The sequence below is a fragment of the Catellatospora sichuanensis genome (assembly GCF_007483665.1).
Classification (GTDB): Bacteria; Actinomycetota; Actinomycetes; order Mycobacteriales; family Micromonosporaceae; genus Catellatospora; species Catellatospora sichuanensis.
Map to the genome: position 1 here is coordinate 23473 of NZ_ML660193.1, position 23699 is coordinate 47171.

At 68.1% G+C, this 23699-nt stretch carries 26 protein-coding genes; 8 read left to right on the plus strand and 18 right to left on the minus strand.

Going from position 1 to position 23699, the window contains the following annotated elements:
• Positions 1-130: 130 nt before the first annotated feature.
• The 13 genes from FLL47_RS13925 to FLL47_RS13985 all read right to left on the minus strand — a co-directional run bounded on the left by FLL47_RS13925 (position 131) and on the right by FLL47_RS13985 (position 13179).
• Positions 131-649 carry a hypothetical protein gene (locus FLL47_RS13925; protein ID WP_144120941.1) on the minus strand — a complete coding sequence of 173 codons (519 nt, stop codon included), beginning with the start codon at positions 647-649 and terminating at the stop codon, positions 131-133.
• Positions 646-1353, minus strand: a complete 708-nt coding sequence (locus FLL47_RS13930; protein ID WP_186315724.1) for a GGDEF domain-containing protein — start codon at positions 1351-1353, stop codon at positions 646-648. Before FLL47_RS13930 ends, FLL47_RS13925 begins: the two co-directional genes overlap by 4 nt.
• 119 nt (positions 1354-1472) lie before the next feature.
• Entirely contained in the window at positions 1473-2678 is a 1206-nt protein-coding gene (locus tag FLL47_RS13935; protein WP_144120943.1) for a hypothetical protein, read from the minus strand.
• A 122-nt stretch (positions 2679-2800) separates the two neighbouring features.
• Positions 2801-3787 (minus strand): DUF932 domain-containing protein, encoded by a 987-nt coding sequence (locus tag FLL47_RS13940; RefSeq protein ID WP_144120944.1) that lies wholly within the window; start codon positions 3785-3787, stop codon positions 2801-2803.
• Positions 3788-3892: 105 nt separating this feature from the next.
• Positions 3893-4096, minus strand: a complete 204-nt coding sequence (locus FLL47_RS13945; protein ID WP_144120945.1) for a hypothetical protein — start codon at positions 4094-4096, stop codon at positions 3893-3895.
• Entirely contained in the window at positions 4093-4443 is a 351-nt protein-coding gene (locus tag FLL47_RS13950; RefSeq protein WP_144120946.1) for a DUF2958 domain-containing protein, read from the minus strand. Before FLL47_RS13950 ends, FLL47_RS13945 begins: the two co-directional genes overlap by 4 nt.
• 475 nt (positions 4444-4918) lie before the next feature.
• Positions 4919-5740, minus strand: coding sequence for a replication-relaxation family protein (locus FLL47_RS13955; RefSeq protein WP_144120947.1), 822 nt, complete (start codon positions 5738-5740; stop codon positions 4919-4921).
• Positions 5741-5961: 221 nt separating this feature from the next.
• On the minus strand, positions 5962-8349 hold the full coding sequence (locus tag FLL47_RS13960) for a type IV secretory system conjugative DNA transfer family protein (RefSeq protein WP_144120948.1): 2388 nt from the start codon (positions 8347-8349) through the stop codon (positions 5962-5964).
• Positions 8336-10072 (minus strand): VirB4 family type IV secretion system protein, encoded by a 1737-nt coding sequence (locus tag FLL47_RS13965; RefSeq protein WP_144120949.1) that lies wholly within the window; start codon positions 10070-10072, stop codon positions 8336-8338. The genes FLL47_RS13960 and FLL47_RS13965 overlap by 14 nt, the downstream gene beginning before the upstream one ends.
• Entirely contained in the window at positions 10069-10944 is an 876-nt protein-coding gene (locus FLL47_RS13970) for a PrgI family protein (RefSeq protein WP_144120950.1), read from the minus strand. The genes FLL47_RS13965 and FLL47_RS13970 overlap by 4 nt, the downstream gene beginning before the upstream one ends.
• On the minus strand, positions 10941-12113 hold the full coding sequence (locus tag FLL47_RS13975; RefSeq protein WP_144120951.1) for a conjugal transfer protein TrbL family protein: 1173 nt from the start codon (positions 12111-12113) through the stop codon (positions 10941-10943). The genes FLL47_RS13970 and FLL47_RS13975 overlap by 4 nt, the downstream gene beginning before the upstream one ends.
• Before the next feature lies 1 nt (position 12114).
• Positions 12115-12411 carry a pilin gene (locus tag FLL47_RS43625; RefSeq protein WP_246157901.1) on the minus strand — a complete coding sequence of 99 codons (297 nt, stop codon included), beginning with the start codon at positions 12409-12411 and terminating at the stop codon, positions 12115-12117.
• 204 nt (positions 12412-12615) lie between these two features.
• Entirely contained in the window at positions 12616-13179 is a 564-nt protein-coding gene (locus FLL47_RS13985) for a hypothetical protein (RefSeq protein ID WP_144120952.1), read from the minus strand.
• Positions 13180-14167: 988 nt separating this feature from the next.
• Here FLL47_RS13985 and FLL47_RS13990 point away from each other — a divergent pair.
• On the plus strand, positions 14168-15544 hold the full coding sequence (locus FLL47_RS13990) for a helix-turn-helix domain-containing protein (protein ID WP_144120953.1): 1377 nt from the start codon (positions 14168-14170) through the stop codon (positions 15542-15544).
• Here FLL47_RS13990 and FLL47_RS13995 read toward each other — a convergent pair.
• Positions 15541-16104: an NUDIX hydrolase gene (locus tag FLL47_RS13995; protein WP_144120954.1), complete on the minus strand. Its 564-nt coding sequence runs from the start codon at positions 16102-16104 to the stop codon at positions 15541-15543. The genes FLL47_RS13990 and FLL47_RS13995 overlap by 4 nt on opposite strands.
• 257 nt (positions 16105-16361) lie before the next feature.
• On the opposite strand from FLL47_RS13995, the gene FLL47_RS14000 reads away from it, so the two are divergent.
• From FLL47_RS14000 to FLL47_RS14010, 3 genes are read left to right on the plus strand one after another with little or no spacing between them, the layout of a single operon-like run.
• Positions 16362-16592 carry a hypothetical protein gene (locus FLL47_RS14000; protein ID WP_144120955.1) on the plus strand — a complete coding sequence of 77 codons (231 nt, stop codon included), beginning with the start codon at positions 16362-16364 and terminating at the stop codon, positions 16590-16592.
• Positions 16583-16774, plus strand: a complete 192-nt coding sequence (locus FLL47_RS14005) for a hypothetical protein (RefSeq protein ID WP_144120956.1) — start codon at positions 16583-16585, stop codon at positions 16772-16774. Before FLL47_RS14000 ends, FLL47_RS14005 begins: the two co-directional genes overlap by 10 nt.
• On the plus strand, positions 16771-17073 hold the full coding sequence (locus FLL47_RS14010) for a hypothetical protein (RefSeq protein ID WP_144120957.1): 303 nt from the start codon (positions 16771-16773) through the stop codon (positions 17071-17073). The genes FLL47_RS14005 and FLL47_RS14010 overlap by 4 nt, the downstream gene beginning before the upstream one ends.
• Before the next feature lie 475 nt (positions 17074-17548).
• Here the strand turns inward: FLL47_RS14010 and FLL47_RS14020 are convergent, their stop codons facing one another.
• The 3 genes from FLL47_RS14020 to FLL47_RS14030 all read right to left on the minus strand — a co-directional run bounded on the left by FLL47_RS14020 (position 17549) and on the right by FLL47_RS14030 (position 19418).
• Positions 17549-18235, minus strand: coding sequence for a hypothetical protein (locus tag FLL47_RS14020; protein WP_144120958.1), 687 nt, complete (start codon positions 18233-18235; stop codon positions 17549-17551).
• Positions 18219-18821, minus strand: a complete 603-nt coding sequence (locus FLL47_RS14025) for a GTP cyclohydrolase II (protein ID WP_144120959.1) — start codon at positions 18819-18821, stop codon at positions 18219-18221. The genes FLL47_RS14020 and FLL47_RS14025 overlap by 17 nt, the downstream gene beginning before the upstream one ends.
• Positions 18822-19004: 183 nt before the next feature.
• The gene (locus tag FLL47_RS14030; protein ID WP_144120960.1) at positions 19005-19418 is read right to left on the minus strand and encodes a hypothetical protein; all 414 of its coding nucleotides are present in this window, start codon (positions 19416-19418) and stop codon (positions 19005-19007) included.
• Positions 19419-19728: 310 nt separating this feature from the next.
• Between FLL47_RS14030 and FLL47_RS14035 the strand changes: the two genes are divergently transcribed.
• The 4 genes from FLL47_RS14035 (at position 19729) to FLL47_RS14050 (ending at position 22616) form a co-directional block, all read left to right on the plus strand.
• Positions 19729-19926 carry a hypothetical protein gene (locus tag FLL47_RS14035; RefSeq protein WP_144120961.1) on the plus strand — a complete coding sequence of 66 codons (198 nt, stop codon included), beginning with the start codon at positions 19729-19731 and terminating at the stop codon, positions 19924-19926.
• A gap of 520 nt (positions 19927-20446) precedes the next feature.
• On the plus strand, positions 20447-21259 hold the full coding sequence (locus FLL47_RS14040; RefSeq protein WP_144120962.1) for a hypothetical protein: 813 nt from the start codon (positions 20447-20449) through the stop codon (positions 21257-21259).
• 98 nt (positions 21260-21357) lie between these two features.
• A complete protein-coding gene (locus FLL47_RS14045) occupies positions 21358-22188 on the plus strand; it encodes an IS5 family transposase (protein WP_144121003.1) in 831 nt (276 codons plus the stop codon).
• Positions 22189-22202: 14 nt separating this feature from the next.
• Positions 22203-22616: a hypothetical protein gene (locus FLL47_RS14050; protein WP_144120963.1), complete on the plus strand. Its 414-nt coding sequence runs from the start codon at positions 22203-22205 to the stop codon at positions 22614-22616.
• A 632-nt stretch (positions 22617-23248) separates the two neighbouring features.
• On the opposite strand, the gene FLL47_RS14055 is transcribed toward FLL47_RS14050, so the two are convergent.
• Positions 23249-23650: a hypothetical protein gene (locus FLL47_RS14055; RefSeq protein ID WP_144120964.1), complete on the minus strand. Its 402-nt coding sequence runs from the start codon at positions 23648-23650 to the stop codon at positions 23249-23251.
• Positions 23651-23699 lie beyond the last annotated feature (49 nt).

The following is a 23699-nucleotide window of genomic DNA, read 5'->3' on the forward strand; positions in this document are numbered from 1 at the left end:
GGCGTTATTACGTGCCTTTATAATCCCCCGGGCTTGGAACGGGGGCGTGGTGTGGCGGAAAGTCCGCCACACCACGCAGGTGAAAGTGCTGGGCCCGGCCTTGCCGGGCCCCGGTTGTCGGTTGTGTCAGCTAGGGCCAGAAGGTGTGGACCCGGAAGCCGGTGTGCTCGGCGCACCAGTTCAGCCACGCGACGGTCACCGCGATGACGCGGTAGGCGTGCTCGTGGCCGGTCTCGGGGATGAGGTGGAGGTAGTCGTCGGTGTGGGTGTGCAGCCAGTCGGCGAGAACCTTGCTGTGGCGGGCATCGAGGGACCGGGCGAGGCCGGGTGCGCCCAGGGGTAGGTGGCGGTCGTCATGGCGGAGTTTGACGCAGATGTCGTGCGGCTCGTCGAGATTGAGGACGCAGGCGGCTTGGGGGCCGCGGCAGGGGTGGTGGGTCGGGACCGCGAACCGTCCGCGGCGCAGTGTGCGGATGTCGAGGTCGCGCTGGCGGGGCCAGTGGGGTTCATAACCGTCGGCACCGACGACCGGACACAGGGGTGTGCCGTCGTGGTGGCTGTGCCGCGGGACGCGGACGGTCTTCGGGTAGGGGCCGAACGGTGGGGTGTTGCGCGCGGGTTCACAGCAGGCCGGGCAGTACAGCTTCACGCCTGTCCCTCCTGCATGTGGTGGCGGCCAGGGGTGCGGTGCAGGTCCCGTAGCCGGACCTGGTTGCGGCCGGGAACCGTCTGGGTTGCGCTGTCGTGGTGGAGCCAGTACCAGGCTTCTTCACGTTTGGCCTGGTAGAGGGCGATGTCTGCACGGTGGAGCAGGGCTGTGCCGGTCCAGGCCTGCGGGCCGGTCAGCGCGAGTCCCGCGCTGGCGCGTGGGGTGAGTTTGATGGTGTTGTCGAGGTCGGGGTGCAGGGTCAGGGGCCGTTCGAGCAGGCCGAGGATGTCGGCGGCGAGGTTCGCGTAGTTCCCCGCTGCGGTGGGCAGGATGAGCAGGAACTCGTCGCCGCCGAGCCGTGCCGCGTACCCGCCGACGGTTGCGGTGGCGTTTTCGAGGCGAACAGCACATTGCTGCAGGAGCTGGTCGCCGGCGGCGTGACCATGTTCGTCGTTGATGGTCTTGAACCGGTCGAGGTCGAGGAGCATGACCATCGTCGGTTCCCGGTCTGCGAGTCGCTGTTCAAGCAGCGGTAGGGCGTGGCGGCGGTTGGGTAGGCCGGTGAGCTCGTCGACGTGCGCGAGGTGCCAGGCGTGTTCGTAGGCGGCGCGGGTGCGCCGCAGCGCCGGCAAGGCGGTGGCCCGCCCGGCGAGAAGCAGTGCTGCGGCCACGACGGTGGCGATCAGCAGGGGCAGGGTGGACAATGGACACCTCCATATGGAGGCCCCGGGGCGCGTTGCTTGCAGGCATTTGGGCGTCCCGGGGCGTTTTCACGGGTGCCGGACACCCCCGGACGGGATGCCGGAGAGCTAGCTGCGTGCTGTCAGTCGCGTGCTGGGTCCAAGACCGGGTCGATGGTCTGGGCGGCGCCGGTGACGTGGAGGCGGTGGCCGTGCAGCTGAGGCAGGTCCAGGGCGTCGAGGTGCGCGCGGGCCAGGCGGGTCGCGGCGTCGGCGGCGGTGTGCTGGTCGGGTGCGCGGACCCAGACCCGCAGGGTTTCGCCCCAGGTGGCCTGCCAGAGCCCGTTGTCGAGCCACTGGCCGTGGGCGTCGATGAAGTAGTCGTCGACGCTGATCCGCTCGTGGCAGGTCCGGGCGGCGAAAGCGGCCTGCACGGTTGCCTGTGCGCGGTCGTTGCCGGCGGCGGGCAGGGTCAGGGTCGTGGCCGCGTTGACGCATACCAGCCAGGCCCTGGGTAGCGGGTCGAGGCCGATATCGGCCAGGAACCGGTCGACGCGCGCGGCGGGGTCGGGCAGGTGGGCCAGGTCGTCGCCGACCGCGGTGATCACCCGGCTCCTGATCGCGCGGCGCAGCAGTCCCAGCCTGGTGCGGTCGGCCGCGTCGCGGTGGTGGTACCAGACGGGCTCCGCGGACGGCCCTTCAGCGGCGACTTCGGCCTCGGAGGACGCGGGGGTCCATGTCGGAGCGTCTCGGTCGAGGTCGAGCTCCGTGGGCCGGGGCGGCGCGCAGGACCAACTGGCCCGCTGGATGTCGACGAACAGCGGCAGCCCGGATCGGCTTGCGGTGATCTGGTCGAGCAATTGCCGCCTGGCGGTGCCCAGCGCGGTGTCGGCGTCGTCGGCTTTGACCGGCACGGTCAAAGCCACCGTCGCGGTGACCGTGAACTGCGGCCCGCCCGAGTGGGGTGTGACCCGAATATCGGCGGGGTAGCCGACCGCGATGCCGAGGTCGAGGATCTGCGACAGGCTCGCGTGGATGAACGGCTGCACCGCCGCGCCGGCCTCGGCCGGGTCGTGATACGCGCGGCAGTAGCCGACTGCGACGGTCGCTGTCACCGGCCACAGCTTCGGCAGCGGCGGCAGGCCCCACTCGGCCAGCACACTGTCCGCGGCCTCTGCACAGATCGTGCCGTCGATGACGGCCGAAATCACAGCCTGTCGGGTTCGTGCCGCCAGCCCTGCGTACAGCTGAGAATAATCGAGCCCGGCCGGGTCCACAGTGAAGGCTTGCGTGTCGTCGGGTTCGGCTGGGCCCTGCATCGGATATGCCAGGATGGCTTGAATGGCCATGAGGCTCCCTTCAAATGGTGAAGGGGCGCCACCCCTCGGGGGTGGCGCCCCGAGGCGATGGGTAGTTCAGGTACTGCGTTGATTCAGTTGCTCACCGGTTGCAGTGGTGCGGCGGGATCTGGTCAGGCGAGCAGGGTGTAGGCGGTCTGCTTGAGGCGGGCGACGGTGCCGGAGGTCAGGACCCGTTCGGCGCGCTTGGCGGCGTTGGCGGCGGGTGCGTGGTGGTCGAGGTACTCCCCGATGGCCTGCAGCCCGGCCCACGCCGATCCGCGGACGTTGGCTTGGGTGTCGGCGGTGGTGAACAGGTCGTCGAGGGTTGCGGTGCGTCGGGCGTGGTAGCCGCGGGTCCGTGAGGTGGGGTTGTCGGGCATGGGCCACAGGTCTGCGCAGACCTTGCGGAACCGGGCCAGGGACAACTCGGTTTCGATCATGGCTTGGGCTTCGGCTTCGAAGGCGTCGCAGTAGTCGAACATCAGCCCGATCGCCGACCGGGCTTGGGCGATCTTGCCTTTGACGTTGGCGGTGTGCCGGAAGGTGTAGTGCCCGCGCGAGGCCCGCAGCGCCATCCGCTGCGTGTTGGCGCACACCACGCGGACAGGTGTGGCGTCGATGCGCAGGGCCGCCGACCCGTCGTGGCTGGTCGTCACCGCGAGGTACAGGTCGATGTCGTCGACGCCGGCCACGCGCAGGGTTCTGGGCAGTTTCATGGTGAGGAACACCTGACGGCCGCCGCGCAGGCTGCCCGCGGTTTCGAAGTGTGCCCCGGACTCGTCGACGAGCAGGTTGATGAGCTCGGTGCATTCCTCGTTCTGGATGACCTTGTAGTCGGTGCCGACGACACCGAGCAGGTCGGGTTTGCCGGTGACGGGGTGGGTGCGGATGGTGGCCTGGTAGTCGGGCACGTCCAGGATGGTGACGCCGTCGGCGGTGAGGTCGACGGCCTGCAGCCGGGCTTTGCGGACGTTCCACCCCGCCAGCAGGGCGGTGGACAGGGCCTGCTCGGCGGTCATGGCGTCGGTGGTGACGGTGCCGAGGCGGTGCCAGGCGTCGAGGCGGGCGGTGGCGAACGCGGCGCGTCCGTCGGCGAAGACTTCCAGTTCGTGGGCCACGGGTGTGGTTCCTCTCGTTGGGTGATACGGAAAGACGCCCCGCCGGGTGGCGTGGGCGTCGACTGTGGGACCAGCAGTAGCCGGTCGGGTGTGGTGCCCGGATGGTCAGGCCGTGTGGGCTGCGAGCAGGTCGCGCTGGCCGGGGGTAAGTTCGTCCCAGAACGGGCTGGCGGGGCCGTGCTCGGCAAGGTCGCGGGCGATCTCGGCGAGGGCCCGGGCGAGGTCGTGTTCGGGGCCGGTGTAGGTGATGGTCAGGGTGCAGCCGTCGCCGGTCAGGACGGTGTCGACGCCAATGGCGGCGGGCTTCACAGGTGCCGAATTCCGGGGATCGCACCGCCGGAAGTGGGCTGCCAGCGCAGGTCGCGGTCGACGATGTTGCCGTACGGGTCCATGGCCGCTTCGAGTTCGCCGAGGGGGATGTAGCCCCACTCGGCGCACTCGGGCATCGCGGTCAGGCGCACGAACCCGAACCCGACCCAGGTCTGCTGGTCGAGTTCGGTGATCCACCATTCGCCGAACTTGGCGGTGTAGTGCAGGTGGACGATCTTGTCGGTGGTGGGTACGCCGTCCTGGGCGTAGATGGTCGGGATCGCGGCCACCTGCTCGGTTGAGGGCAGGAAGTCGTGCCCGCGGTACAGGCTGAGGGTCTCGCGCACAGCGCAGCTCCCCTTTCTGGGGTGGTCGTTGGATGGGGTGGGCTGTCCGCGCACGCGGCAGCAGAACTGCACGTTTGAGGCGCAGTGCTTCGCGGACGTGGGGCGTGGCAGGTCGAGCCGGAGCCTGAGTGCCGGTGCAGTCGACGGTGGGATGTGCACAATGCGTCCGCGACTGGCGGTGGACTGGCGTGTCCGGTGGACGGGCGTCACCAGATGGCGAATGCGGCCTGCCGTTTGGCAGTGGGGTTTGCTGCTCCGCCTACCGGGCGGGAGTCCGGGGGCGTGGGGTGCTCGGTGTCGACCGGCGATTGCGGGTGGACTGCCGTCCCACGGCCCGGAAGTGTCCCGGGGTGTGCGGATGGTGCTGTGGTGGTGAAACGTTGTGCCCTGACGATAGAGGCTCCACCAAACAGCGCAGGTCAGCCCGTATCTGGCCAGTGCTGGCACGGCGGCGCCAGGCACCCAACAATGCCTTTCAGTCGGGGTTGAGAGGGCCCGGGGTGCCGAGGTCGCAGGGCAGTTCGTGCAGGGCCAAGCGATGACGGCCGTTGCCTTGCACCTTCCATACCGGCTGCCATGGTGGCATCCCGCCGTCGCGTGACGCGGTGGCCACCACGGCGCCGTGGTCTTTGCCGTTGAGCCGCCGGTGCAGGTTCTGCTCCCTGGTCCTGGAGCCCAGCCAGAACAACACAGGCAAGCCCGGTCCGCCTTCGGCGCGCAGCCTGCGGTAGCGGTCGAGCTTGGCGACGAGCCGGTCCAGGGATTCAGTGCCGGTGTCGTGCTCGAGGAAGAACCCGACCGCCCGTCCGTCGGCCGTCCACAGGCCGTGGCCGTCGGGGTTGACGCGCCGGCCGAAGCGGTTGGCCGTGGTGCGTTCGGACCACCACCGCACCAGGTGGGACCCGCCGTCGGCGCGACTGTTGGCCAACAGTTCGATGAAGAACTGGTTCACCCCGAGCAGGTGGTCCAGTTTCGGACTGGATGCCAGACGGTCGCGTCGTTCCCTGATCACGCGCAGGCTCGGTGGGGGTTCGTCGCGGGACAGAGCCAGCCAGCGCGCGCCGACGGGGCCGGTCACCCAGTGGTAGGGGAAGGAGCCGAACCCGGGCCGGTAGCGCACGAACCGTTCGAGTACTCCCCAGATGCGTAGTAGCCGCAGCCGGTGCAGCGCGGTGTGCGGTGATCCGAAGAACGCGGCGGTGATCTGCGGTGAGGTGAGCACGCCGTGTTCGCCGAGTAGTTCGATGATGCGGATGTCACGGTCGGTGAGCATCGGGGTGACCGCGGTGAGGTCCATGCGGTCACCCCCGGTGAGAAGGGGAGCCCCCGTGAGGGGATGTCGGGGTCTTTCTGCGGCGCACAAGGTCGTCTCCAAGCTGGGTGTTGTGGCGGTTGGTGATCGGGATGTCGGGCGGCAGGCCGCCGACCGGCCGGGTTGCCAACCGGGCCGCTGCCGGATGTGCTGCACGGCATGGGGCCTGCGGGCCGCTGCCAGCCAATGGCTGCCTGTATTTCCGTTCAGGGCGGGTCGGTACGGCCGGTGCGAGCCGTGGTCCGGGCCATGGCCGATACACCACGAAGGCGGTCGGGCCGCTCGGCGAAGCGGCGGGCGGCCGCGGCGCGTAGCGCGGTGCTCTCCCCCACCGGTGGTGGCAGGGGCCGGGTCTTGAGGGTGAAGGCGGCGGTTTCGCGGGAGCTGATGACCAGGCGGGTGGCGGCGGTGTAGGCGTCGAGGCTGTGCAGGTCGTGCTCGTCCAGGTGCGGGACGGTGTGCCGGGCGAGGGTTTTGGCGTCTTCGGGCGCGCACGCGAAGAAGACCTTGTTACGGGCGTTAGCTGACAGCGCCGCGAGGGTCTCCTTCGGTAGTTGGGCCAGGTGTTGATGGGCCAGGATCATGGACAGGCGGTAGCCGCGGGCTTCGGCGAGCATGTCGTCGACCGACCGGGGCAGGGTCAGGAAGTTGTGTGCTTCGTCGATGACGATGGTGGCGTCGCGGCGCTGTGCTTCGGGTAGCCGGGATCGTGCGGTGGCGGCCTGCCAGGTCGAGGCCAGGACGAACGAGCCGAGCAGGCGGGTGGTCTCTTCGCCGAGGGTGCCTTTGGGTAGGCGTGCGAGGAGGATGCCGCCGTCGAGGATGTCGCCCATGTCGAAACTCGAGACGGGTGTGCCCAGGGTGCGGCGGACGAAGTCGCGCAGCAGGAACGAGCGCAGCCGGGCCAGGACGGGGCCGATGACCTGGGCGCGTAAAGGTGGTGGGGTGGTCTCGTACCAGTCCCAGAAACCGCGCAGGCCTTCGGGGTCGTCGAGGTCGTGGGTGAACCGGGCCCGGAACTGCTTGTCCTGTAGCAGGGGTGGGATGAGGGTGAGGTTCGCGCCGGCGTGGCGGAGCAGGGTGTGGCAGGACACGCGTAGGACGTCGTCGATGCGGGGTCCCCAGTGGCGTTGGAAGATCTTCGCGAAGATCGACACGATGTTGTCGACGGCCAGGTCGTGGTCGTCGCCCTGCAGCGGGTTGAGGGCGGGGGTGTGTTCCTGGTCGGGGTCGATCAGGACGAGGCGGTCGGCGGCGGTCGCGGGGATGCGCTCTAGGAGGTCGTTGACGAGGTCGCCTTTGGGGTCGATGACCACGACGCCGCGGCGGGCGGCGATGTCGTCCAGGACCAGGTTGGCCAGCAGTGTGGATTTGCCGGAGCCGGTCGAGCCCAGTACGTGCAGGTGCTGGCGGGCATCGGCGACCGGCAGCCCGACGCCGTGCCCACCTGCCTCGGCGCGGCCCAGGGGTTTGACGTGGCGGCCCCCCGTGGGGACGTCGACCGGCGCGGGGACGGCCTTGGCCCGGGCGCGTTGCAGGCCAGGGACGGCGATGTCGAGGGGCAGGCCGGCGAGCGCGGCGAGTTCCGGGGTGGACGTGAGGAACCCGCGGCGCATGGCGCGGGCTGCGAGGACGGGTTGGGGGTCGGGTAGGCGCATGGCGCGTAGGCGGTTGCGGTCGGTGTAGGCGTTGAACGCCGCCGTCACGCCTTTGACCAGGGTGCGTAGCCGAGGGGTCGGGTCGGTGCCGGCGCGGCTGGTGGTGTCGGTGACGGCGTAGCGGATCGCGGTCTCCCACAGCGGATACCCGGTCTTGTCGAGGGCTGCCTTGGCGTCGCGGTCGGCGACCGGATCAGCTCGCCGGGCGGCAGTGTCGGGTCGACCGGTCCGCGTGTTGCCGGGCAGGAACAGGTCGAGGATGAACCGCAGGAGGGCGGCTGGGTCGCCCAGGCTGCTGCCGGTTGCCGGCTGCCTCATCCGGGTCGGGGCGGTGGCCGCGTACGTGGTGCGGCGGCCGGTGGCGGGGCGTGCCAGGACCTGCACCGCGAGGTGCTGGGAGCTGTGCAGGGTCGCGCCGAGGGCGAGCAGGGGCCGTAGCGGGTCGGTGTCGTGGTCGGTGCGTATCGGAAGTACGTCGGGTCGGGCCGGCCGGAGTGCTGCGCCTGCGGTGGGGTGTCCTGCTGGTAGGGGTGGGTGGGCGTCGGTGGTGGTCGTGGTCGCTGCGGGCCATGCGGCGCGGGCCGCGGTTTCGACCAGCTGGGCGGCGAGAGTGCCTGGTGTCCAGATGCGGATGGTCAGAGCCCGGCCGAACCACACATACTCGAGTGCGAGGTGGGGTGTTCCGTAGAGGTGTCGGCGCCAGCCGCCGACGCGCAGGAGTCCGGCGGCGGTGGTCCAGAACGTGGCAGCGCCAGCGGCGTCGACCTGTGGTGGTACGGCGACGGTGATCAGCTTCGCGCCTGATGTCAGGCGGCGGTGCCGCCACGCCAGCAATCTAGTGCGCGCCAGGACTGCCACAGCCGCTGCTGCAGGCACCACCGGCAGCGCTGTCCACGGGTGACCGCACAGCCACAAGGCCACGTCATAGATCAGCATCGTCGGCTCCCGTCGCGCACAGACGGTGTTCGGTGTCGGAGGCGACCTGAGCGAAGGCGACCCTGTTGCCTCCAGCGACGAGCAGACCGTTTCCCCTTGTCGCAGACAGCAGGTAGTACCGCTCCCCCGCGGTCAGGGCGAACGTGTCGGCGACGGCTTCGATAGCCTGGGGTGCCTGCCGCATGAGGATCTGAGTGGCGGCGTTCGACACCACAGCGAGGCCGAGGTCGCTGCCGAGCAGGTCGGCGGCGTCCTGGGTGACGACGGTCAGGCCTGCTCCGCGTTTGCGGGAGGCTTTGGCCATGCGGTGCAGGAAGCGAGCGCCTTCGCCGTCGCGCATCAGTAGCCACGCCTCGTCGACCACCACGATCCGTCGGGGTGGGCGCTGCCCAAGAGTCGGTGGGGTGTCGACGGTGCGCCAGGTCGCGTCCAGTGCCAGCAGGGTGCCGATGGCGCGTAGTTCGTCGGGCAGGGCGCGTAGGGACCAGACGGTGAGGTGGCTGTTGGGGGTGTGGGTGGTGGGTCCGTCGAACAGGTGCCGGTGGCTGCCGGTGCTCCACGGTGCAAGGCGTGCGGCGAGGGTGCTGGCGATGGGGTCGGTGTCTTGGTCGAGGGTCGTGGCGAGGTCGCGCAGCAGTGGTGCGGGTCTGCTCCAGGTGTCGGGGTCGGGAGTGATGCCGGCGTGCTGGTAACAGGCGATCAGCGCCCGGTCGAGGGCGGCGCGGTCGGTGGGGGTTACCTGTTCGGAGCCGAGCAGCACGGTGACGGCGGTATGGGCGAACAGCAGCCGGCGGGTATATGCGTCGGGCCGGCTGTCACCGGCAGGGATGTCGAACGGGTTAATGCGCACCCCGGGCGCGCCGAGGGCGATGACGGTGCCGCCGACGGCGTGAGCCAGGCGGGTGTACTCGTCTTCGGGGTCGATGACGGTGACATGGGTGCCCTGGTAAAGGCTGCGCAGCGTCTCGAGTTTGATCAGGTAGGACTTGCCCGCGCCGGACCGTGCGAGCACGACCGAGTTGTGGTTGTCCTGGGTGAACCGGTCCCACCAGACGACCCCGCCGGTGGTGGGGTTGATGCCGTACAGGGTCCCGCCGACCGGTGCGGGGTCGCCGGGTAGGGGCTGTGGGAGGTCGGCGCTCGCGAGGGGGAATGCGGCGGCGATGCTGGTGGTGTCCATCGTGCGGGCGATGTGCAGGTCGTCGACGCCCAGGGGCAGGGTGGTGGTCCAGGCCTGGGTTTGGCGGAACGTCGCGGGTTGGGCGTCGAGGAGCACGGATGCGGCAGCGGCGCGGACCTGCCGGCAGGCGTCGCGCAGTTCGGTTTCGGTGGCGGCGTGGACGGTGAGGTAGAGGCCGGTGCGGAACAGTTTCGCCGCGCCGCGGGCGACGCGTTCGGCGAGCATGGCTGCGTCGTCTGCGGCGGCGTCGAGGTAGGGGTCGGCGATGGTGCCGCGCTGGTCGGCGATGCGGCGTCCGGATTCCATGCGGGCTCGTTGGCGGCGTAGCCGGTCGGCGGCGGTCGCGGGGTCGACGGGTTCCAGGTGGATCGCGACGTCGAGGCGTCCGGGCCAGGACAGTAATGGTTCGAGCCAGGTGGGGCTGACTTCGGCGGGATAGCCGGTGATCGCGAACGATGCGCAGACGCTGGAGCCCAGGCGCAGCTGGTGGGGTTGGACGTGGACGCCTGCCGGGTGGGGCAGGTCGCGGGGGTGGCGGGTCATGGTAGTCCTCCGGGGCGGAACGGGTCGACGGCGTGGGCGAGCACGGTGACGACTTGGGTGGGGTCGAGGACGCGGCAGGTCGCGCCGCAGCGGGTGAGGGCGGCGGCGGTGTCTTCGGCGTGGTGGCGTGCGCGGGCGGGGTTCGGGTCGCGGAGGATGACGAGGATCTGCCGGGCCAGGGGTTCGGTCGTGGTGGCGAGGTCGGTGAGGAAGTCGGCGTGTTCGGTGGCCATCGCGGCCAGGGCCGGGTCGGGCAGCTGTGTGGCGGTGGTGTGTAGGGCGGTGGTGCGGGCGGTGAGGTCGAGTGGCCGGGCGGTGATGAGCAGCTGCGTGGGGCAGGGCAGGGCGTTGAGCCAGCGGCCGAACGCGTCGATGAGCGCGGCCTGCTCTTGGGAGGTGCGCAGGGTGAAGTTCACGGTCGACACGGTGACTATCGCCGCGTTGCCATGCGGTCCGAGGTCGAGTACGCCGTCCGCGCCGACGGCTGTCGCGGGTAGGCGCAGCACTGCCGGTAGCGAATTCGAACCGGTGGTGTGGATGAGTTGGGCGCCGGGGCCAGAGCGGTTGGTGGCGGGAGCGAGGCGTTTGGGGGTGCGGGCGTGGGCCAGGGCGGAAAGGAGCCACCGGTCGAGGGTGAGGCCGTCGCGGCGGCCGAGTGTGACCGTGACCGCGACGGCTGCGACGACGACGCCGGCGGCGACCAGTAGCGGGGCGGGTAGGTCGTCGGCGAAGTGACGCCAGCCGAGCCACAGGCCGGCGGCGGTCGCGGCGAGGATCGCCAGTTGGCGGAACGTCAGGCCGTAGAGGACTTTGTCGGGGGCGTCGACGTCGGCGGGGATGTGCGCGCCCAGGTCCAGGTCGTGGTCGGTCATGGGCGTCTCCTCGGGCGTGGACGGGTTTGCTGCGGGTTGGGCCGGGCGGGTGTGGCGCCTGCGGGCGGGCGTGGGCTAGGGCGGGTTGAGGTGGGCCAGCCGGTTCCGGTCGGGGTGCGGTTGCCGGGACGGCCTGGCGGCACGGCGGGGGTGGCCAGGCGGTTGTACGAGATGTTGCGGATGTTGACGACCTGCGCTGCTCCACCCGCCCGGCCGGCAGTGCGGCCGGGACGTAGCAGGCTCATGCCGCGGTGCAGGACCACGGTCTTGAACAGGTACGAACCCAACCTGGGGCCGCCACCTCCGCGGGTGACGAACTGGCGCATCAGGCCGGGGATGCGGGCGGTGCCCCACAGCAGGACCAGAACCACGAACAGGTGCAGCACCGACAGCTGCCGCCCGGCAGCGCCACGGGCCAGCATCTTCGTGCCGTCGCCGACCAGGACCTGGACGCACAGGTGCAGGCTCACCGCCTGCAGCACCTGGGTGCCCAGCGCGGCCAGCAGCGACCGCCACCACGCCCGCGCCGCCCCGTCGGTTCCCGGAAGGCCGTGGCACGCCAACGCGACCGGTGCGATCGCCGCCAGGACGATCAGGATCCCGACGCGGACGATCCACTGGCACATCAGCAGCCCGGCCAGCACGGCGATGAGGACGAGCACGACCGTGAACAGGAACGCGGTCGTCCCGGACAGGTCTGCCTGCGCCGCGGTGATCAGGTCACGCAGTGTCGTCAGGGACTGCGGGGCCCAGATGCTGCCCGCGGTCATCGCGCCGGTGATCGCGTTGGCGAGCTCGATCAGGCCGGAGCACAGCGGTGCGGCGAAGTTCGCGCCGATGAACGCCACGACCAGCCGCGAACCCAGCTCGGAGATGCTGTGCCGGACCTGCACGACACCACCGGCCATGGTCATCGCACCGGCGGCGAGCACCGCGACGACGAAGCAGGTGTTCACGACGCCGACGCTGGTGGCGGTGACCTGCTGGACCTGCGGAAGGACGGTCACGTCCGGGGACGTGAACACGCTGGCGCCCAGCAGGTCCAGCAGCGACGACAGCACGTCGAGCAGTACCTGCGCGAGGAACGTGTTGAGGCTGTTGAGCATTGCCTGCACCGGCGAGCCGGGTATTAGGTCCCCGACGTCGGGCAGCGGGATCGGCGGGAACATCTCAGGCACCGACGATGCCGCGGACGATGTCGAGCAGCACCGGGGCGAGCAGGGCCAGGGCGTAGCCGAGCATCGCCGAGCGCAGGGACCCCTTGGCGCGTTCGACTTCGGCGGGGTCGCCGCCGGCGGCCAGGTAGCGCAGGCCGCCGATCGTGAGGAACAGGGTGGCGACACCGGCGAGGATCCCGATGATCCACGCGGTGAGGTTGCCGATCACTTCCGGCAGGGACTTGATCGAAAGCGCCGGAGACCCCGGCGCCGGGGCCATGGACAGTACGTGCTCGAGGACAGACCGCATCTCGGGCGACCTTTCTGATGGTGGCGGGGTCCGCAGCGGACCGGCCTGCGGGGCGGGCCGTCGGGTCTTGCCGTCATCGGCGCCTGCGCAGGTTGCCGCGGCTGTGTCGGCGGCCGCGTTCTTGCGGCTGCTCATCTACCAAGTGCCGTGGTGTTGGGCTGTTTGTGACAACGGCCTGGCCAACAGCGGCCCAACACAGCCCGTCTACGGGCCGTAGGTGGGTGTGGGGGCGTGTTCGTGGTCGGACAGGGACGCGGCAAGGCGGTGCTCGGCGCGGCGGCGGCGCTGCCGGGCCGCGGCCACGGAGATGCCGGCCTGTGCGGCGGCTTTGGCCAGGGGCACCAGATCCAGGCGCGTCGACCCGATCAGCGTCGCCTCACCGGCGGTGATCACGTTGGCGGCTACGGCGCGCAGCAGCACTAGATCGGGGTGATCCCAGGGCCGTGCTGGCGCGGACGACCAGAACCCGCCGCCGCTGACGACCTGGTGGCGCGCGTCGGCGTCGCGAAACCGCAGCGCGGCCCGCTCCCCTGCCCGGATCAGTCGCGGGTACACATGGGCGGCGTCGATGTCCGCGGTGTGCAGCGCCTGCAGAAAACCGGCCAGCAGCTCCGCGTCCAGGTCTGCGCGCTCGCCTACCATCCCCGCCGACAGTGCCCCGGCCGTGCGGCGCAGACCGGGCAGGGCCATTCCCGCGGCTGCCACAACCCAGGCCGCCGGGCCGCGTCGTGCACGGGCGACCAGTTCCCGCCATACGGTGTCACGCACCGACGGGCTGGCATCGGGTCGCATTAACAGGCGGCGCAGCTCGTCGAGTGGGATGCTGCGAGCTGGCAGGCCTGCAAGCGCCCGGCCGTCCAGCGATAGTGGCTGGGGACGGCAGCACAGCAGGCCAAAAGCCCGCTGCAAGGCGTCGAGCGCTCCTTCGGGCCAAGGGGATACAGATTGCGTCACGGTGACCTCCTCGAGACTGCGCCGGTCGCGGCGCAGGAGGCCTCCATCAGGTCAGCAGCACCCAACAGATCCGAGCCAAGAAGCTCTGTAGCAGTTGCGCCTGTCGATGATCGACTCGACGTAGTGACTGGTAAGAGTCTTGTTGGGCTGTGTTGGGCGGGTCGCTGTATGCGGAGCTGCCAGGCCCGCGGCTGTTGGGCGGCACAGGGTCGGCGAACTCACGTGCAACTGCAGGCGGGCTCGTTAGTCCGCCGCAACACCAGGAGCGTTCCTACCGTGTTGGCCAACAGCGGGCGTGGATGCAGGCGCCAACACCTCCGTGTTGGCCAACACGATCCGAGGCCTGAGCCATAGAACCGCGGGCTACCCGCGCCGACACGAGCATCCTTCATGGAAACGACATGCTTCCGCGGCGCTGCCGTTCACCTTCGCCTTGTGGCCGACTCGAAGGCGCTCATGGCGAGTTCACGCCACCGACTTGCTCTACGTCTGCCTGAGCGAGCCGACCTGGAGCCGCTGTTCGACCTCTTCTCGGATCGGCAAGTCCGGGTCCGGACACGATGACCCGGCACAGACCCAGCCGATGATCGGGAAATGGCGGGCGGCATGGAACCGCGATGGCCTCGCCATGTGGAGCGCCTGGAACGGCGACGAGTCCGCCAAGACGAATCGTCCGTGACTGGCAACCATTCACCAGGTACGGTTGTCAATACCAGGGCGCCACATTGAGCCTCTTTTAAACATGCGGCGAGAGCAACTCGCGTATCACCCACTCGATCCTCCTTGCAAGGGAAGGTAGGTCATGCCGCGACGATCTGTTCTGGTCGACCCAGCCTTCCCTTCACGACTCAAGGAGCTGCGTGAACAGCGAGGATTCTCGCTCCGGCGCCTTGGTCAGCAGGTGCACTGCTCTCACGGGTTCCTGTGGGACCTGGAATCTGGCAAGAAGCAGCCGAGCGTGGCGGTCGCTGTATTACTGGACGCCGCGCTTGGCGGCAATGCCGAATTGTCAGCCATGGTGCGGGAGATGTCAGCCGACAGCGGCGGACAGAATACTGCTCGCGACTTCCACGACTCCCCCAATGGTCTCGGGCTAGAGTTTGCGCCGGATTGGCGACAGGGCATCGCCCTGGCCGTAGACCTTTGGCAGGAAGATGTGCAGCGGCGCGAAATGTTGCGGGCGGTCGGGTTCAGCGCGACGGCGTTCATGGCACCCGCGATGCGGTGGCTTGTCTCGCCGATGGACGAACATCCGACCGGCGATGGTGATCGGCTGATCGGCGAGCCGGACATCGAGACGGTCAAACGGATCACGGCGACCTACCGCACGCTCGACAACCAGTTCGGCGGTGGCCATGTGCGGGAGAGCATCGTGCGGTTCCTCCAAGGCGAGGTGGCCGCGATGCTGCACGGCCGGTACGACGCGAACACGGGCCGGGCGTTGCTGTCGGCTGCGGCTGAAGCGACGCAGCTGGCCGGGTGGGCGTCGTACGACATCGGCATGAACGGCCTCGCTCAGCGGTACATGATCCAGGCGCTGCGGCTGGCATACGGTGCAGGCGACCGGGCCCTGGGTGCCGAGATCCTGGCGGCAATGAGTCATCAAGCCGCCTACCTGCGAGCTTCGACGCATGCAGTCGATCTCGCCCGTGCGGCAGGCCGGGTGGCCGCCGAGGCGGGGATCAAGGCGATCGAGGCCGAGTCCGCGGTCCTGGAAGCCCAGGGCCATGCATCGGGTGGCGATGAGGCAGCCTGCGCCAAAGCACTGGACCGGGCTGAGCGCACGTTCGACAAGGCAGATCGCACCAGCGCCCCGCAGTGGATCGGGTACTTCGACGAGTCGTATCTGGCGGCCAAGTTCGGGCACTGCTTCGCCACCCTGGGCCGAGGTGACCTCGCGCAGCGTTTCGCCGAGCGGTCCCTTGACATGGACGGCCGGCACTACGCACGTGGCAAGCAGTTCAACCTGGCGTTGCTGGCGACCGCGCATGCGCAGGCAGGCGACCTCGAACAGGCGAGCGCAGTGGGCATGCAGGCCGTCGACGCAGCCGAAGGGCTGGATTCCATGCGCGCTCGCGACTACCTGGGTGAGTTGTCGGACCGGCTTGCCAAGCATGTCGGCCTGCCCGCCGTGCAAGCGTTCGCCGAACGGGCTCGCCCTGTACTGACCGCGGTCTAGAGCTTGCCCTGCGCTCTCAGTAGAAGGACAGCGAGCAGGCCCGAGACGGAGCCCGCGCCGACAATCTCGCCCAGCCGCATCCGCCGCTCGACGTCGTCGAGAGGTATCCACTCGACTCGTTCGGTCTCGTTGATATCGGGCGCGGTGCCGACGTGGTCGGCCCCGCGCCCCAGGTAGACGAGGTTCGTCTGGTCGACGGTGCCCACCATGGGCTGGAAGGTCACCAGCGGTTCCAGCAGCCGTGGTCTCCAGCCGGTCTCCTCTTCGACCTCCCGTGCGGCACACACGGCGGGGTCTTCGTCGGGGTCGATGTAGCCACCGGGCAGTTCCCACACCCACCGGTCGAGGATGAAGCGGTGGCGCCACATCATCAGCACCCGTTCGGCGTCGTCGACCACGATCACCATCGCCGCTGTCGGCACGCGGAGCACGTACTGCTCGAAGCGGACCCCGTTGGGCAGCTCGACATCGGCGATGCTCAGCGCTGCACGCCGGGTGTCGTCGAGCACCCGTTCGCCGTGGATCGTCCATTCGCTGGCTCGACGCCCTGCCGCCTCCATGGGACGACCCTAGCGGGTTCCGCTCTCGCTCGGCGCATGGCTGTACATCGGTGTCGGCCGACAGCAGCTGACGCTTGTCCGCTTCTTGGTTACAAGCCGCAGCCGCCACGCTACTGACGACGGGGCGTTCCCGTCGATCCCGCTACCGAGCCACCGCCACGCACCGCGGAGCACCGGCAGCGAAAGAAGGCCCCGGCCGGACGTGACACCGTCTCCGTCCGGCCGGGCGCATCGCGTGACGACGGGAGGATTCAGCGGTGGATTCCGCACTGGACAAAAGCGAGCGGGCCCGCACCCGCCTACCCCAGGCCGAACACGTGGCGCGGGTACATTGCCCGATCTCGTGGCCGGAAGGCGATCGCTGCCTCAACTGCCACGAGATGTTCCCGTGCACGGCCTACGGCTGGGCCTTCGACGTGCTCGTCGATGCCGGATGGAGCCCCACCGACGTCCAAGCCCTCGACGCCAGAACGGGTCCATGGTCATGATCATCACCGCTGACAAGCCAGATGCCGGCATCGAGGACGACGCTCGCTCGATCCTGCTGGTGCACACACCTGACGAACACGGCCTGTGCCAGGGCTGCTACGAATTCGCTTGCATGTTCGCCAGGTTCCCGTGCTCGCAGGCTCGATGGGCACAGACGGTGCGGGACGGTGATCTCCCATGAGACCGCTGCACGCCAAGGTGCTCGCGGTACGCAGCACGCCCAGGCAGCAGATCTACGGCACGTTGCTGGCACAGCCTGGACGGACGTGGACCGTCCGCGAACTGACCGCAGCGCTGCCGGACGTGTCCGTGGAGGCGGTGACAGCCACGCTGTACCAGCTGTTAAACGAGCGGCTGCTGGACCAGGTGCGACGCGCCAGTGGTCTGACGCTGCGGCTCAACAGCGAAGGGCACGCGGCGATCGTGCAGGTCACACACGGTTGGGCCACTGCCGTCAGCACTTGGGAGGCCCAGCAGTGAATCGGGTGCGAGCCACGGTGCGGGCCGCCGCGCTACTGGGTCCGGACGCCGCCCACCAGGTCATCTCCGAACATCTACGTTCCGACGCCGGCGGACGGTGCCTGTCCTGCCAGGAGATGGAGCCGTGCCCTCAGCGCGCCACGGCGCACGCGGCGCTGTTCGGTCACAACCGCCAGCTTCCTCGTCGTCGGCCGATGGAGCTGATCGGCGCTGGCGGGACCTTCGGCGCAGGCGGCTGGCCTGCGTTCAGCACCTTTGGCACGGCGAGCGGCGACCGCCCGCTAGGTTCTGTCTCGCGGATCATGAATCTGGTTCGTTAGGCGGGTATGGCCCGTGGAGACCTGAGCTCGGTGGGACACGATCACGCAGCTTGGCACGCGAGAACTTCTGTATAAGCATCGGCGTGAACGCGATCGAAAGACGCCGTTCCTGGTGTGGATCTGCGTCGCCCTCTTCATATCTCCAGCTGTCGGATTTATCGATGTCCGGATTCGTCATGTGCCGAGATCCTAGCTAGATACGGAAAGTGCACATTGTAAGGTTCTTGCGCTACTGCCTCAAGGCCGGCGGTCCAGTGGCGTAGTAGCCTAGAGAAAACTAATAATGACAGTAGGAATGCGGCAACACTGACAGTGATTGCGAACCAGATTGCGGCGTTGGACTGGCTCGCCGCCACATATGCGCCGAGCGCAAAGGATATCGCTGAGCCTAGGGTGAGGAGCGGGTCGGTGGCAGCATAGGTACTGTAAGTCTTTGAATCCCGGAATGGCGGCGTATCGTCACCTGGTGTCCACGGCAGATATGGGCGTAGACCAGGATCCAGACCATCGAACCAGGTTCGAATGCGCCCTGCCCGTCTGTAAAGAACGACGATCTGAGCAGCTAGAACCACATGCTGTCTAAAGAGAATCACGCCAAGAGATGCCAGGCCAACCAAGGCGGCGAGTATTGCAGGACTACTTAATAGCTGGGGCCGGGTACCGATAACGCCGACACCAATTGTCGCAACGCCTCCCATGATGAGCACGTACGAGTTTGACCGCTGAGATCGTTCGCGCTCAAGACCCTCAATCCGGCGGTGAAGTACGTCGAACTCGGCCAGCATGAAGCTTGCGGACGACTCAAACGGGGATTTATTGACACGCTTATTGGTCGATGTCATGTCCGAGCTTCCTGCGCTTCGTCTCCATGTAACGGGCGTTTGACGCTCGTGGATCGGCGCGCAACGGAACACGTTCGACGGAAAGGCCTAGCGCGATTATCTGGTTAATTTTTTCCGGATTGTTGGTCAAGAGCCTGATGGATCGTATGCCTTCATTCATTAATAAATGACCAGCGTGGCGGTAGCTTCTGCCATCAGCTTGTAAGCCCATCGCATGGTAAGCATCGACAGTATCGAGCCCCTCGGTTTCGGACAACATATACGCCTTCATCTTCGTAAGTAGTCCAGCACTTCGACCCTCTTGATCAAGGTAGATTATGATGCCGACACCCTCATCTCGTATCGCAGTTGCTGCGAGCGAAAATTGTTCGCCGCAGTCGCAATGGAACGATGAGAATAGCTCGCCAAAGAGGCAGCGCGAGTGGATGCGCACGAGCGGAGCGGGCTCAATGTGGGGTTTACCCACGAAAACGGCTACTCCTTCGCCTTCCCCGAGGCCACTTGATGACAGGTGAACCACTCGCACTTCACCCCATACTCCAGTCTGAAGATTGATCAATTCCACTCCCGTCGTCTGCCTCCACATGCTGCATCACCGGCGCAAGCGCGGCCAAAATTGCAGTGCCGATGACAGTGGGACCGACAGGGGCGTGGGCCGAGTGACAGAGGCCTACGGAAGGTGCGTGGAACGATCTAGGACCGAGGCCGTACGTCGGCAAGGATGTCCGCAGGTGGCCGCCCTCACAGGATGCGAACGAGCAGCCCCTTACTAAACCGGGTCTCTCTGTCGTCGCCCCGCCTGATGCTGTTGGTCTACCCCGAGGCAGGCCACCACGGCGGAGATGTCCGCGGTCAGGAACAGCTGGAAGTGGTACGGCGGAGAGATCACCGTGACCTGGCCCAGCCGCAACGGCTGATCTCCCGATTCGCCGAGGCGGTCGGCCGCTTCCCGGAACCCGAGCGTAGGTCTGCCGGCATTGCGCGTGAGCCGCTCGCGCCGTGCGTAGATCCGTGCGTAATGGTGAGCCGGTAGCGGCGCGGGGTCCTCAAAGATCCGGAACGACGCCCCGTCTTCCAGCGCTAGCCGGCATGCCTCGAAGGCATCGTTGCGCTCACCGAGCAGGCGGATCAATTGCCCCGTTCCACGCTGCGACCGTACAGCAGCGAAGTACAGCAACGGCACCGTCCGCAGACGACCACCGTCGACCCTCGCCGAGCAACTGACCTCGTAGATGACCGTCGCCGACCGTCGCGCGACAAATCGGAAGTTTGAAGGCCGACGTCAGGCCGTCTCCAGGCCGCCGTGCATGACTCTGGGCCGTCCTCAGGCCGTCAAACGGCGACCAACAACGACAGGAGTTGGCCGACAACACGCACTTGAACAGCAGCTTAGAAGGCATGCCGGTGGCGCGACCATGAGGGCGACGGACGAGTCGGCCTGTACGCCGGATACTGGTCAGCGCTGTGTGGTTGACCGTCTGTACCCTCCGGCCATGGACGAGCTGCTGGTACAGGTCCAGCTTATGGCCGCGTCGCTGTGGCTGACCCTCAAGATCTTCGGTCCGGCGCTGCTCATCGTTTTCGGTCCGCGCCTCTGGCACCGCTTCCGGAGCAAGCGACCCGTACAGCAGCTCAGTACAGCAACGGAAGCAGCCGCACCGGACCGTAGCGGTGTGAGCGAGACCGCTTGACCTCGCACGAGACCCTGAGCGGCCGTGCCGCCGGTAGTTCGCATCGAGGGGGTCACCCCCCGGGCTGACGCGAGCCGACAGCGTGTAACGCGTGCTGGGGTCTGACCCCCACGCGACCCCAACCGGCCGCAAACGAGCGCAGCCAGCACGCTGTCGGTGTGAGGGCTCAGAAGATGTTTGACCGGCTGTTATCAGAGGGCGTTTTGTGAGTTTCTGGGCTGAGCCTGTAAGTCGTGCTTCTTGGGATCGACAGCAGGAGGAGCGCCAGGGGCGACGGTGACGTCGGTCTGGCCGCTAACGTCTTCGACCATGTCGATGACAGCGAATTATGTCTCGGTGCGCGACGGCCGGCGCAGCGTACTATACAGCCATCTCGGCGGCTACGAGGTACTCCAGCTCGCGGTCCTCGGGCCCGCAGTCGTCGGTCGTTTTCTCTCTGTGGGAGCGGGCGTTCGGCGAGGACGACTGGGTAAGCGACGCGCAGGCGCACGGCGGTCTGCTCGTCGACTGGGATCGGCGGGTGCTCATGGTCTTCAGCGACCAGGGGAGCGACCTGGGGTCGGCTTCTACGAGGGCCGCATTCCTGGTGACGGCGGTCGCCGCATGGCCCGGTTGGGATGTGCGGTGGGCGTTCGACGGTCTTGGCGACATGCTCACGCACCTTGGTGAGGACGTCGCCGCGGTGCGCCGGACGAACCGGGACCCGCGCCCGCTTTATCGCGACGAGCCCGCAGACGCGGCGCTGCAGTGCCTGGTGACTGTCGGCGACACCCTCGCCTACGCCCTGGGTGAGGACGCGGCACCGCCATGGGAGGTCGGGGTGGGCCTGATCGAGCAGCTTCGGGAGTCCGATCGCGTGACCGAGTGCACGTTTGTGCCGGAGGGTGGCCTGCATCTGGAGCCGACCACGCGCACTGCCGGGGTGTGGAGTGCGACGATCCCGCTGGAGGGCCTCGCTGAGCGGTGGAACGGCCTCTGGCCCGGCTGGACATTGCAGATATGGGATGGCCTGTACGCAGAGCAGTCGGCGCGCAGCGTGGAGGGCATCCGCATTCCTGCGCCGGACCTCGATCATGGCCGGGAACGGCTGGCACGGCTGGTGGTACAGAACCTGTCGTTATGGGTGGTCGAGGACCAGCAGGCCAGTCTCGCCCAGGCGTACCCGAGCGAGGCCTATCGCGCGATGCTGCTGGAGGAGCCGTGCTGGCACAGCATCCTCGCGGCGACAGCCATCACCCGAGCCGAGTTGTCCGCGACGCTTCGGCTGCTCACCGGCGAGGAGCCGGAGCACCCGGTATGGCTGCGCCGCTATGCTGTTCCACGCGACATCTGAGCTGGCGATTTATGAGGCTCTGGCAATTCGTTACTGCACGATGACGTCTTGTTTGAGCACCCCGATATCCGTTGCGGCTGTGCCGCGTTGGTCTTGTCGTGAGTGGACGCGCCGCTTATCCGAGCGACCTGACCGATACGCAGTGGGCGGTGCTCGGGCCATTCCTGCGGGCCTGGAAGGCCAGGCACCCGTCGGTGTCGGGCCATGAGGGGCGTTATGAGCTGCGGGAGATCGTGAACTCAATCTTCTACCAGAACCGGACGGGTTGCCAGTGGGCCTATCTGCCGCATGACCTGCCGCCGAAGTCCGCGACGTACTACTACTTCGCGCTGTGGCGCGCCGACGGCACCGATCAGGCCATCCACGACCTATTGCGCTGCCAGGCGAGGGAGAAGGCCGGCCGCTCGGAGGACCCGACCGCGGTCGTGCTGGACACCCAATCGATCCGCGCGGCCAACCACGTTCCGGCGGACACGACCGGCAAGGACGCGGCCAAGCGCGTGCCCGGCAGCAAGCGTGGGCTGGCTGTTGACGTCCTTGGACTGATCGTCGCCGTGGTGGTCGTGGCCGCCTCGGCTACCGACAACACAATCGGCGTGAAGCTGTTGGACGAGGTCGTAAAGCACACCCCGACGGTCACCAAGGCGTGGGTGGACTCCGGGTTCAAGGACGACGTCGCGATCCACGGCGCGATCCTCGGCGTCGATGTCGAGCAGGTCAAACGCAGCGACCACCAGCCCGGGTTCGTCCCGGTCAAACGCCGGTGGGTCGTGGAACAGACCAACGGCACGTTAATGCTGCACCGGCGCCTTGTCCGCGAGTACGAGAGCAACCCGGCGTCGTCGGTGTCGCGCACCTTCTGGGCGTCGACGGCGAACCTGGTCCGCCGGCTGACCGGCACGACGACGCCGTCCTGGCGAGACGCGTAGAAAGGACACCGACCATGCCGCCGATCCTGGACCTGATCGCCGAGCGCGAGGCCGCCGCGACCGCGGCGGCCGAAGCATTACGCGAGCAGATCGCCAAGCTCACTGATGAACTGGCCCTCGCCGAGACCGAGTTGGCCGAACTCGCGATCACCCGCAAGACGCTGATGAGGCTGACCGGTGCGGGCGAAACGACGGCGCCTGCCGACGCGACCATCGCCAGCGTCGCCTACCAGCAGATCCTCGCCGTGTTCGCCACCGCCACCAGCGGCATGCGCGCCAAGGACGTGTGTCTGGCGCTCGGTGCCGGTACCACTGCCAAGGACACCGAGGGCATGCGCGCCAAGCTCAAACGCCTTGTCGCCCGGCAGATCCTGGTCGAGACCGAGCCGGGCTTGTTCGCACTCACCCCGACGACCCCGTCCGCATAGCCCCGCGAGCAGGACTCCCACTCCAGAGCCAACCTCAAAACGGGCGGAACCCAACGAACCACCCTCTGACATCCTCACCTCGGACAGCCCTCAACCGATACCGCCCGGCCCGGGGTGCCGCAAGCGTCTGTGACTTCCAGGCTTAGTTGGCCACCGCAGGGCTGCCCATCAGGGTCGGCGTGTGCATTCCCACGGCCACTTGGCCATTCTTCCCGTGGTTAGTTGGCATAGTCATGGAGGGGGACAACACGGAACGGCCGACTCGTGGTCGAGTCGGCCGTTGTTCGGGCGTACCAGGTTGGCGTGGCTTAAGTACTGCTCGGCACTAGCTAGTCGTGGGGATGTCGGTCAGGTAACGGGTCACCGGTCGACCAGACCGCCGGATCGCGATGCCGCTACGGTGTGGCAGCCGCCGGCGCGCCCTGGACCGCGGTCAGCCGCGCCTGCAGCGGCCTGGCGGCGCCGCGGCAGACAAGGTCGACCTGCCCACCCGGCCCGACTGAGGCCAGGGCCGTCGTGGCGGCCGTGATGCGCGTGAGGCCAACCTCCTCGCCGGATAGGCTCTCAAACACCTCGGCGATCCCTGTCTGCCCGACCGTGAGGTCGCACTCGAAATTTGGGAAGCGGCCGGTCTAGGTGGCGATGATCGACGCCGTCACCGCGAACCGGCCCTCGGTTAGCGGCAGGCTGACGACTGTCACCGGGCCCTCCCCCAGGTTTGCCTGACCGGTGGCCTCGAACAACTGCAGCAGCGCCCCGCTTCCGGGTGGGCCCTGCGGGCCCTCCGGCCCCCGCGGACCCCGAGGCCCCTTGACGTTCCAGGTCAGGGGCTGCTCGTTCTTGGCGCAGCCCTTGTCGCCGCGAGGCAGTTCGGGGATGCGCACGTCGCCAGTCTTCTTGCTGACGCACGCCTGGATGACGGCCGCTGCTTCCGGCTCGGCCTGTGCGAAGCTTCCGAATGCCAGCAGGGTTGCGGCCGCGAGCCCGGCCACGCCGAGGACGCGCTGCGCCCTGCGTCGGTTGAACGACTTCATGTGTCTCCTCGACGAGATCAGCAGATCTCCCCGCGGGAGATCAAGAGTG

What these genes read in the sequence shown, in the direction of transcription:
- FLL47_RS13935 (WP_144120943.1), bottom strand. Translation starts at nt 2,678, where the DNA reads ATGGCCATTCAAGCCATCCTGGCATATCCGATGCAGGGCCCAGCCGAA.
- FLL47_RS13955 (WP_144120947.1), bottom strand. Translation starts at nt 5,740, where the DNA reads ATGGACCTCACCGCGGTCACCCCGATGCTCACCGACCGTGACATCCGC.
- FLL47_RS13960 (WP_144120948.1), bottom strand. Translation starts at nt 8,349, where the DNA reads ATGCTGATCTATGACGTGGCCTTGTGGCTGTGCGGTCACCCGTGGACA.
- FLL47_RS13965 (WP_144120949.1), bottom strand. Translation starts at nt 10,072, where the DNA reads ATGACCCGCCACCCCCGCGACCTGCCCCACCCGGCAGGCGTCCACGTC.
- FLL47_RS13970 (WP_144120950.1), bottom strand. Translation starts at nt 10,944, where the DNA reads ATGACCGACCACGACCTGGACCTGGGCGCGCACATCCCCGCCGACGTC.
- FLL47_RS13975 (WP_144120951.1), bottom strand. Translation starts at nt 12,113, where the DNA reads ATGTTCCCGCCGATCCCGCTGCCCGACGTCGGGGACCTAATACCCGGC.
- FLL47_RS43625 (WP_246157901.1), bottom strand. Translation starts at nt 12,411, where the DNA reads ATGCGGTCTGTCCTCGAGCACGTACTGTCCATGGCCCCGGCGCCGGGG.
- FLL47_RS13990 (WP_144120953.1), top strand. Translation starts at nt 14,168, where the DNA reads ATGCCGCGACGATCTGTTCTGGTCGACCCAGCCTTCCCTTCACGACTC.
- FLL47_RS13995 (WP_144120954.1), bottom strand. Translation starts at nt 16,104, where the DNA reads ATGGAGGCGGCAGGGCGTCGAGCCAGCGAATGGACGATCCACGGCGAA.
- FLL47_RS14005 (WP_144120956.1), top strand. Translation starts at nt 16,583, where the DNA reads ATGGTCATGATCATCACCGCTGACAAGCCAGATGCCGGCATCGAGGAC.
- FLL47_RS14010 (WP_144120957.1), top strand. Translation starts at nt 16,771, where the DNA reads ATGAGACCGCTGCACGCCAAGGTGCTCGCGGTACGCAGCACGCCCAGG.
- FLL47_RS14020 (WP_144120958.1), bottom strand. Translation starts at nt 18,235, where the DNA reads ATGACATCGACCAATAAGCGTGTCAATAAATCCCCGTTTGAGTCGTCC.
- FLL47_RS14025 (WP_144120959.1), bottom strand. Translation starts at nt 18,821, where the DNA reads ATGTGGAGGCAGACGACGGGAGTGGAATTGATCAATCTTCAGACTGGA.
- FLL47_RS14035 (WP_144120961.1), top strand. Translation starts at nt 19,729, where the DNA reads ATGGACGAGCTGCTGGTACAGGTCCAGCTTATGGCCGCGTCGCTGTGG.
- FLL47_RS14050 (WP_144120963.1), top strand. Translation starts at nt 22,203, where the DNA reads ATGCCGCCGATCCTGGACCTGATCGCCGAGCGCGAGGCCGCCGCGACC.
- FLL47_RS14055 (WP_144120964.1), bottom strand. Translation starts at nt 23,650, where the DNA reads ATGAAGTCGTTCAACCGACGCAGGGCGCAGCGCGTCCTCGGCGTGGCC.